The organism is Cardiobacterium sp., assembly GCF_057314735.1.
In genome coordinates, this window is the sequence record NZ_DBHKZK010000086.1 from 1 (window position 1) to 7,561 (window position 7,561).

Here is a 7,561-nt window from a genome sequence, read left to right on the forward strand (position 1 = left end):
GCGCGCCCTGCAGGGGAGGGGGGAATTCGGCGTAGCCATTCAAATTTGTATGTATAACCGGGATTTTGAACAGGTTATTAGACGCCTGCGTCGTAACCGCCCCTGCAATCTGTTTTTACACTTCCTGCCGTGTCGGGCGGAAGATGATTTCGTTCACATCGACTTCTTCCGGCTGGCTGATGGCAAAGAGCACGCAGCGGGCGAAGCTCGCGGCGGGGATTTCGTTGGCGGCGTAGAAGTTTTCCATCGCGCCTTTGGCGGTTTCTGATGATGAGCCGTGCTTGAGTTCGCTCGCCACCGCCCCCGGCGAGAGGATGGTGCTGCGGATGTTGTAGGGTTTGACTTCTTTGCGCAGCGCTTCGCTGATGGCACGCACCGCGGTTTTGCTGGCGCTATAGACGGCGCACATCGGCCCCCAGACGTGTCCGGCGACGGAGGAAACGTTGATGATTTGCCCGCTTTTTTGCGCTTTCATCGTCGGCAGCACGGCGGCGATGCCGTAGAGGACGCCGCGAATGTTGATGTCGATGATTTGGTTCCATTCGTCGATTTTCAGCTCTTCGAGCAGCGACAGCGGCATGACGCCGGCGTTGTTGAGCAGCACGTCAATGCGGCCATAGAGGTCAAGGGCGCGCTGCGCCAGCGCCTGCACTTGTGCGAGGTCGGCGACGTCGGTCTGCACGCAATGGTCGTGGCTGATGCCGAGTTCGTCGGCGAGCTGGTGCAGGAGGTCAAGGCGACGGGCGCCGAGGATGACGTGCGCACCGTTTTGCACGAGATGGCGCGCGGTTTCGGCACCGAGGCCGCTTGATGCGCCGGTGATGATGACGGTTTTGTTGGCGATGTTTTCCATGAGGATTCCTCTTGGTTTGTGGATGGATGGCGCGCAGTGTAGCGGGCTTGCCGCGCGATGATTAGCCGCGCGGCGGGACAAGGTGTGTTGCCTTGCGGGCAAGATTGTCCCGCGATATATAGCCATCCACCGAAAGCCTCATACGGTGTTGCGTCGCCTAACCGGGCACCCTAAAAAATGGCGAAGCCATTTTTTAGGGAAACCCGCGCCGTACAAATGCGTACTGTCTTCGGCGACGCGCCTTGTCTGAAACTTTCGGTGGATGGCTATAAAAAAACCCCGCCGTGGCGGGGTTTTTGGGGTTGGGGCAGATGATTAGAAGGGCAGCGGTTTGCCGTTGATTTTCAGCGTGCCGTTGTCGTTGTCCAGTTTGGCGACGTAGTCTTCGCCGTCAATGGTGATGAATGCCGCGCCCTGGCTTTCGATGAGCGGAACGAGTTCCAGTTTTTCTGCCAGTTTTTTGTTGATGCGGGCTTCGGCGTGCAGGTCGAGGTTGTTGCGCAGCAGCTCTTGCAATTCTTTCGGGTTGTCAAAGGCTTGTTGCCAGGCTTCCGGGGTGGCAGTGCTGTCGGCGCGAATACCGACGCTGCTGGTGAAGCTGGCTTTGCCGCTGTCGGTCGTGCCTTCGAGGCCGAAGCTGAGGCGGGTTTTGTTTTTGACGAGTTCTTGCAGCACGGTCTGGAGTTTTTCTTGTGCGATTTTTTCGTACTCGGCCGCGGCTTTTTCGTTGTCGGCGGCAGTTTGTGTGCTGGATGCCGTTGCGGTTTCGGCGCTGGCAGCTACGCTGGTCACGGTTTCGGCATTGATGTCGGACGCAGCCGCGCTGGCTGTGGTTTCGGCGTTGGCGTCGGTCGCAGGTACGCTGGCTGCGGTTTCAGCATTGGCGGCGGTCGCGGTGTCAGCGGTTTGGTTTTCTGCCGGGGCGGCGGTTGTGGCGGCCGCAGGTGTATTGATGGTGTCGCCTGCAACCATGTTGGCAGCGCTGGTTTTTTGGGCGGCGTTAAGGCCGGCGATGAGCGCAATGTAGCTTTCGAGGAAGGCCTGTTTGCTGGCGGCGGAGAAGTTTTCCATGCTGGCGCTGATGCGCAGGCTTTGCGGTTCAACCGGGATTTGCGGGACGAGGCGTTTGAGGGTCGCGCCGTTGATGTTCCAGGTCATTTCGTCGCGGGCATCGTAGTTGTCGCCGCTGTTTTTGCGGGTGCTGCTTTTGCCGGTGATGTCGCCGAAGGGGCGCTGGTCGCCGTTGTAGGTGACGTGGATGTTTTTGATGTTGTAGTCAATGTCGCCGAGGTAGCCCATCAGCGCCGGATCAAACTTGACGCCGCTGCCGTTGGCATCTATGCCATCCACTTCAAAGATGAAGAGGCCTTCTTTGGCGGTGGTTTCGCTTTTGAGCGGGCTGGTGTTGAGTTTGAGGGTGCCGTCTTCGTTGATGGCGTATTCGACTTTGATGGGCGAGAAGGCGACGGTGGCGCTGTCGCCGTCTTTTTTGTCGGTGGCGGTGGAAGTGAAGGGTTCGACGATGAGGTTCATCGCCATCACGCCGTCGGCGAAGGTTTTGCTGTTGTAGCGGAATTCTTGTTTCATTCCTTTGAAGTCAAGGCCGTCGTCGCCTTCTTGTACCTGGAAAGGCGCGGTTTCGGCGATGACGTGGACGCTGCCATCGGTATGGAGGTCGGTGGCGGTTTTGGTGTTGCTGAGGACGGTGAGGATACTGTCGAGGTTGGTGTCGCTGGTGTTGAGGTTGTCTTTGAGGATTTTTTTGAGGAGTTTGCCGGTTTCTTCGGTGTCTGCCTGGGTGTCAATGTGCGCGACGATGCCTGTGTCGAGCAGTTCTTTGTTGTAGGTGATGGTGTCTTTGTTGGTGAGGGTCAGGGGCTGGTCGGCGCCTTCAAACAGCGGCAGGCCGAACTGGAAGGTGAGTTTGCTGGTCGCGGTTGCGCTGTTGTCGCCGCGCTGGTAGTCGCTGACGCTAGCCTGGTATTGTTTGATGAGCCATGCGGTGTGCTGACCGTACATTTTTTGGTAGGCGGTGTTCATCAGTTCGATGTTGGCGCGGTAGCGGTCTTCTGCCTGTTGCGCGAGGTCGCCCTGTGGGGCGGTGTCGCCTGCCGGGGTGGCGGTTTGTTCGGTTTTGGTGCCTTTTTCCGGTTTTTTCGGTTCGTCGGAGCAGGCGACAAGCAGGCCGGTGGCGGTGAGGATGGCGAGTGCCAGTTGGTTCAGTTTCATGGGTTTTCCTTGCGGTTAGGGTGGGTTGTAAAAAGTCGCGCAATTATAGCGGGTTATGCCGCTCAAAAGGCGGGGGCGAGGTGAAAGCGTTGTAAGGTTCCGTGCAGGTTGGCAACGGCGAGGGTTTCGGCGTGCAGCAGCAGCCGCGGCGCGGCAGGCGGGTCTTCGTCGGCATAGAATTCGTCGCCAAGGATGGGGTGGCCAATGGCGGCCAGATGCACGCGCAGTTGGTGGCTGCGCCCGGTGTGCGGGATGAGGGCGACGCGGGTGGTTGCGCCGTCACGGGCGAGTACTTCGTAGCTGGTGTGCGCGGTTTTGCCGTGTTCATGGCAGATTTTTTGGCGCGGGCGGCGCTCCCAGTCGGTGATGAGCGGGTAGTGGATGTCGCCGTGGTCGCAGGCAATGGTGCCGTGGACGACGGCGATGTAGCGTTTTTCGACGCGGCGCGCGGCAAATTCTTGTTTGTAGTGGCGTTCGGCGGCCTTGTGTTTGGCGATAAGCAGGAGGCCGCTGGTCGCCATGTCAAGGCGGTGCGCCGCCATTGCCGCCGGCGCGTAAACCTGGCAGCGGCTTTGCACGCTGTCGTATTTGTCGTCGCCACGGCCAGGGACGGAGAGCAACCCGGCGGGTTTGTTGATGACGTAGATGTCCGGGTCTTCGTAGTGGATGTCGAGGGGCATGGTGTGATGTACGGCTATTGGGGCACAGGGAGCGCTGTTTTTTTCTTCATGGGGGTTTGGGGGCGGTTCACTTATATGGGATCTTTGTCATTGGATTATACTTGGGTAAAACCAATGCGGGAGCAATCATGTCAACCTCAACCCTCATCATCCGCAAAAGCGGCAATGCACAAATCATTTCCTTGCCCAAGCTGCTTTTGGAGCAGATTGGTGCCGGTATCGGCGACCGCCTGTCCGCCCGGCTGGAAGACGGCAAAATCGTCTTGCAACGCGAGAGTCCTGAGCGCTCCCTGGAAGCGCTGTTTGCCGGGGTGACCCCGGAAATGTTCCAGACGGAAGAGGATGTTGAATGGCTGGAAATGTCATCTGTCGGCAAGGAGGTTTTGTGAGCCTCTACCTTCCCGAACAGGGCGATATTGTCATGATTGATTTTGATCCGGCAACGGGGCGCGAGATTCAAAAACGCCGTCCGGCGCTGGTGATGAGTAAATCCATCATGGCGAAACACACCGGATTGGTGCTGGTTTGTCCGATTACTTCAACGGTACGCGGTATTGAACTCGAAGTGGCCGTCAATGGTGAAAAAATCAGCGGTGTCGCGCTGTCTGTCCAGCTCAGGTCGATGGATTTCCGCCGCCGTAATGTGGAATTTGTTGAACAGGCTGATGCAAGTGCCATCGAGAAAATGAGCGGATTGCTACAGGATCTCGTCAAATACTGAGTCATGAACCGCCCCGATGCGGCTATCTGGTCAGTGCCGCTCCTGTTTGATTTGGCGGTTGAGCAGGCTGGTGAAGGTGTCTTCGAGGCTGCGGTTCCCGGCAAGCATCTGGTGCAGGTGTTCGGTGATGGGCATACGGATGCCGTGTTGTTGGGCAAGGGCGTAGGTGTCGTGCGTCGCGCCTTCGCCTTCCACGGTTTGGCCGATGGCGGCCTTGGCGGCTTCGGCGCTGTCGCCCCGGCCAAGCGCGAGGCCGAAGCGGCGGTTGCGCGATTGGTCGTCGGTGCAGGTGAGGACGAGGTCGCCCATGCCGGCAAGGCCGGTCAGGGTTTCTTCTTGTGCGCCGAGGGCGGTGGCAAGGCGGGTGATTTCGCGCAGGCCACGGGTGATGAGCGCGGCGCGGGCGTTGGCGCCGCAGCCGAGGCCGTCGGCGATGCCGGTCGCGATGGCGATGACGTTTTTCACCGCGCCGCCGATTTGGATGCCGGTGAGGTCGGTGCTGGTGTAGCAGAGGAAGTTGCTGCCGTGGAAGTGTTGCGCGAAGGTTTGCGCGAGGTTGTCGTCGTGGGCGGCAATAGTAACGGCGGTCGGCAGTCCGGCGGCGACTTCTTTGGCAAAGCTGGGCCCGGCGAGGATGGCGTGCGGGTGGTCGCCGAGGGCGTCGCGGAAGACGTCGGTCAAAAGTCGCCCGCTGCCCGCTTCAAAGCCTTTGATGGCCCACATGAGCGGGGCGTGGCGCAGGTGCGGTTTGAGGTCGGCAAGCAGTCCGGCGAAGGCGCGGCTGGGGACGACCGCCAATATGAGTTCTGCCGCCCGAACGCTCGCGGCGAGGTCATCGCTCACGGTGAGGTTGGGCGGCAGGGGGATGCCGGGCAGGTAGCGGCGGTTTTCGCGGGCTTCTCCGAGCGCCGCCGCGTGTTCGCGGCGGTGCGCCCAGAGGGTGATGTTGTGGGCGTTGCGCGCCAGTTGTAATGCCAGCGCGGTACCCCAGCTGCCCGCGCCGAGGACGGCGATGTTGGCCATTACTGGACGGGATGGTTGCCTTGTTTTTCGGCTTCTTCCTGCATCCGCTGCTGGTACATGAGGTCGAAGTTGATCGGTTGCAGGTAGAGGTTGGGGAATCCGGCGCGGTTGATGGCGTTGCTGATGGCTTCGCGCGCGTAGGGGTAGAGCACGGTCGGCGCATAGACGTTGAGCGCGTGGTGCAGTTGGGCGTCCGGCAGACCGCTGATTTCAAAGATGCCGCTTTGCGCGACTTCCACCAGGTAGATGACGCGCTCGCCGTCTTTGGCGGTAACGGTCAGGCGCAGTTTGATGTGGTAGTAGTTGTCTTCCGGCAGTTTTTTGATTTCGTGGGCGACGCCGAGGCTGATTTCCGGGTTGAGTTCCTGCTGGAAGATTTCCGGGGCGTGCGGCACTTCGACGGACATATCGCCTGCGTAGAGTTTGCGGATGTCAAGGACGACGGGGGTTTGTTGTTCTTCGCTCATGGGTACTCCTTTTCAAGTATGGAAGCGATGGGTGATGCGGCGATGCCGCGGCTTTTGCGGGCGTCATTGTACGGGTTCAACGGCGGCGGGCAAACTTTTGTTGTGGCGGGCGGGGCGGCGGGTTAGGCTGCGCCTTTTTGGGAATTTTCCATGCGTTACCGCCTGTTTGTCCGCCTGAACTGTCATTTGTGTGCCGATGCTTTCGCCCTGTTGTGCGAGATGGGGGTGGCGGTGCAACGTATCAATATTGACCGCGATGCGGCGTTGCGCGCGCAGTATGACTTGCTGGTGCCGGTGTTGTATGACACGGAAGGCGATCGCGAGTTGCCGTATCCGTTTGACGCGGAGGATGTGCGGCGGTTTATCGCGGGCTGAGGCCGAGCGTGGCGGCGATGTGCGCCCAATGCGCATCTACTGCGGCGTGCAGGTCGAGCGGTGCGCCGCTGTGCGGATGCGGCAGTTGCAGGCGGCTGGCGTGCAGCATCAGTCGCAACGCGCCGCAGCGGTCGGTGAGAACGCGGTTCTGGCGATTGTCGCCGTGGGTGGTGTCGCCGATGACGGGGTGAAAAATGTGCTTCAAGTGGCGACGAAGCTGGTGTTTGCGCCCCTGCAACGGTTGCAGTTCGGCGAGGCTGTAGCGCGAGGTGGGATGTCGCCCGTCGCTGGTGAACGGCACTTCGCTGCGCGCCAAACAGCGGTAGCGGGTCAGCGCCTCCTGCGGCGGTTTCTCGCGCTGGCGGTTGCGGTCGGCGATTTTGTCGGCGAGATAGGTGAGCGGGTAGTCAATTTCGCCCGCCTCATCCAGCCAGCCGCGCACCACGGCGTGATAGCTCTTGTCCAGCCGCTGCGCCGCAATCTGCTCGCCGAGCAGGCGGGCGGTGTCGGCGTCCAGCGCGAGCAGCAGCACGCCGCTGGTTGGCCGGTCGAGACGGTGTGCCGGATAGCCTTTCAGCCCGGTCTGCGCATAAAGCAGTTGCAGCACGGTCACGGCGGCATGGCGGTCGAGCGCGCTGCGGTGTACGGGGATGCCCGCCGGTTTGTTGATGGCGACGAGATGCGCATCGCGGTAGAGGATGGGGAGTGTGGCGGGAGGTGTGTCCATTATTGAACGGGTAATGTTGACCGGGGATTTTTTATAGTCATCCACCGAAAGTTTCAGACAAGGCGCGTCGCCGAAGGCAGTACGCGGTTGTACGCCGAGGCGACTATTGCTCGCGCAGCGACAAGTTATTGCTCGCGCAGCGAGAGAGAGAGCCCACAAACCGAATGCTGAACCTATTCCGTGGTTGGATTTCTCGTTTGTGGTATCGGGAATGTATAGCCATCCACCGAAAGCCTCATACGGTGTTGCGTCGCTTGACCGGGCACCCTAAAAAATGGCGGAGCCATTTTTTAGGGAAACCCGCGCCGTACAAATGCGTACTGTCTTCAGCGGCGCGCCTTGTCTGAGACTTTCGGTGTATTGCTATATCAATCAGGCGGTTTTCAAAATAGAGAAAACCCCTTCGGGTGGAAGGGGTTGTTTGTTGTTCGTGGTGCCCGGAGCCGGGGTCGAACCGGCACGGTATCACTACCGAGGGATTTTAAG

General features: G+C 60.0%; 9 protein-coding genes. 3 read left to right on the forward strand and 6 right to left on the reverse strand.

What is annotated here, in order from left to right:
• Window positions 1-115: 115 nt before the first annotated feature.
• From ACO54Z_RS12825 to ACO54Z_RS12835, 3 genes are all read right to left on the reverse strand, one after another.
• The gene (locus ACO54Z_RS12825) at window positions 116-853 is read right to left on the reverse strand and encodes an SDR family oxidoreductase (RefSeq protein ID WP_485997366.1); all 738 of its coding nucleotides are present in this window, start codon (window positions 851-853) and stop codon (window positions 116-118) included.
• A gap of 315 nt (window positions 854-1,168) precedes the next feature.
• Window positions 1,169-3,082 carry a YdgA family protein gene (locus ACO54Z_RS12830; protein ID WP_485997367.1) on the reverse strand — a complete coding sequence of 638 codons (1,914 nt, stop codon included), beginning with the start codon at window positions 3,080-3,082 and terminating at the stop codon, window positions 1,169-1,171.
• 62 nt (window positions 3,083-3,144) lie between these two features.
• Window positions 3,145-3,762, reverse strand: coding sequence for a pseudouridine synthase (locus ACO54Z_RS12835; RefSeq protein ID WP_485997368.1), 618 nt, complete (start codon window positions 3,760-3,762; stop codon window positions 3,145-3,147).
• A gap of 128 nt (window positions 3,763-3,890) precedes the next feature.
• Here ACO54Z_RS12835 and ACO54Z_RS12840 point away from each other — a divergent pair, with 128 nt between their 5' ends.
• Together ACO54Z_RS12840 and ACO54Z_RS12845 are read left to right on the forward strand one after the other, a co-directional pair.
• Window positions 3,891-4,151 carry an AbrB/MazE/SpoVT family DNA-binding domain-containing protein gene (locus tag ACO54Z_RS12840; protein ID WP_298081564.1) on the forward strand — a complete coding sequence of 87 codons (261 nt, stop codon included), beginning with the start codon at window positions 3,891-3,893 and terminating at the stop codon, window positions 4,149-4,151.
• The gene (locus ACO54Z_RS12845) at window positions 4,148-4,483 is read left to right on the forward strand and encodes a type II toxin-antitoxin system PemK/MazF family toxin (protein WP_485997369.1); all 336 of its coding nucleotides are present in this window, start codon (window positions 4,148-4,150) and stop codon (window positions 4,481-4,483) included. Before ACO54Z_RS12840 ends, ACO54Z_RS12845 begins: the two co-directional genes overlap by 4 nt.
• Before the next feature lie 30 nt (window positions 4,484-4,513).
• Here ACO54Z_RS12845 and ACO54Z_RS12850 read toward each other — a convergent pair whose 3' ends face one another.
• Both ACO54Z_RS12850 and secB read right to left on the reverse strand, forming a co-directional pair.
• A complete protein-coding gene (locus ACO54Z_RS12850) occupies window positions 4,514-5,506 on the reverse strand; it encodes an NAD(P)H-dependent glycerol-3-phosphate dehydrogenase (protein WP_485997370.1) in 993 nt (330 codons plus the stop codon).
• Complete coding sequence (secB, locus tag ACO54Z_RS12855) at window positions 5,506-5,973, reverse strand: protein-export chaperone SecB (protein WP_298081561.1); 468 nt, start codon at window positions 5,971-5,973, stop codon at window positions 5,506-5,508. Before secB ends, ACO54Z_RS12850 begins: the two co-directional genes overlap by 1 nt.
• A gap of 150 nt (window positions 5,974-6,123) precedes the next feature.
• Between secB and ACO54Z_RS12860 the strand changes: the two genes are divergently transcribed.
• Window positions 6,124-6,348 carry a glutaredoxin family protein gene (locus ACO54Z_RS12860; RefSeq protein WP_485997371.1) on the forward strand — a complete coding sequence of 75 codons (225 nt, stop codon included), beginning with the start codon at window positions 6,124-6,126 and terminating at the stop codon, window positions 6,346-6,348.
• On the opposite strand, the gene ACO54Z_RS12865 is transcribed toward ACO54Z_RS12860, so the two are convergent.
• Window positions 6,335-7,075 (reverse strand): pseudouridine synthase, encoded by a 741-nt coding sequence (locus tag ACO54Z_RS12865; protein ID WP_485997372.1) that lies wholly within the window; start codon window positions 7,073-7,075, stop codon window positions 6,335-6,337. The genes ACO54Z_RS12860 and ACO54Z_RS12865 overlap by 14 nt on opposite strands.
• Window positions 7,076-7,561: the final 486 nt, after the last annotated feature.

What these genes read in the sequence shown, in the direction of transcription:
- ACO54Z_RS12825 (WP_485997366.1), bottom strand. Translation starts at nt 853, where the DNA reads ATGGAAAACATCGCCAACAAAACCGTCATCATCACCGGCGCATCAAGC.
- ACO54Z_RS12830 (WP_485997367.1), bottom strand. Translation starts at nt 3,082, where the DNA reads ATGAAACTGAACCAACTGGCACTCGCCATCCTCACCGCCACCGGCCTG.
- ACO54Z_RS12835 (WP_485997368.1), bottom strand. Translation starts at nt 3,762, where the DNA reads ATGCCCCTCGACATCCACTACGAAGACCCGGACATCTACGTCATCAAC.
- ACO54Z_RS12840 (WP_298081564.1), top strand. Translation starts at nt 3,891, where the DNA reads ATGTCAACCTCAACCCTCATCATCCGCAAAAGCGGCAATGCACAAATC.
- ACO54Z_RS12850 (WP_485997370.1), bottom strand. Translation starts at nt 5,506, where the DNA reads ATGGCCAACATCGCCGTCCTCGGCGCGGGCAGCTGGGGTACCGCGCTG.
- secB (WP_298081561.1), bottom strand. Translation starts at nt 5,973, where the DNA reads ATGAGCGAAGAACAACAAACCCCCGTCGTCCTTGACATCCGCAAACTC.
- ACO54Z_RS12860 (WP_485997371.1), top strand. Translation starts at nt 6,124, where the DNA reads ATGCGTTACCGCCTGTTTGTCCGCCTGAACTGTCATTTGTGTGCCGAT.
- ACO54Z_RS12865 (WP_485997372.1), bottom strand. Translation starts at nt 7,075, where the DNA reads ATGGACACACCTCCCGCCACACTCCCCATCCTCTACCGCGATGCGCAT.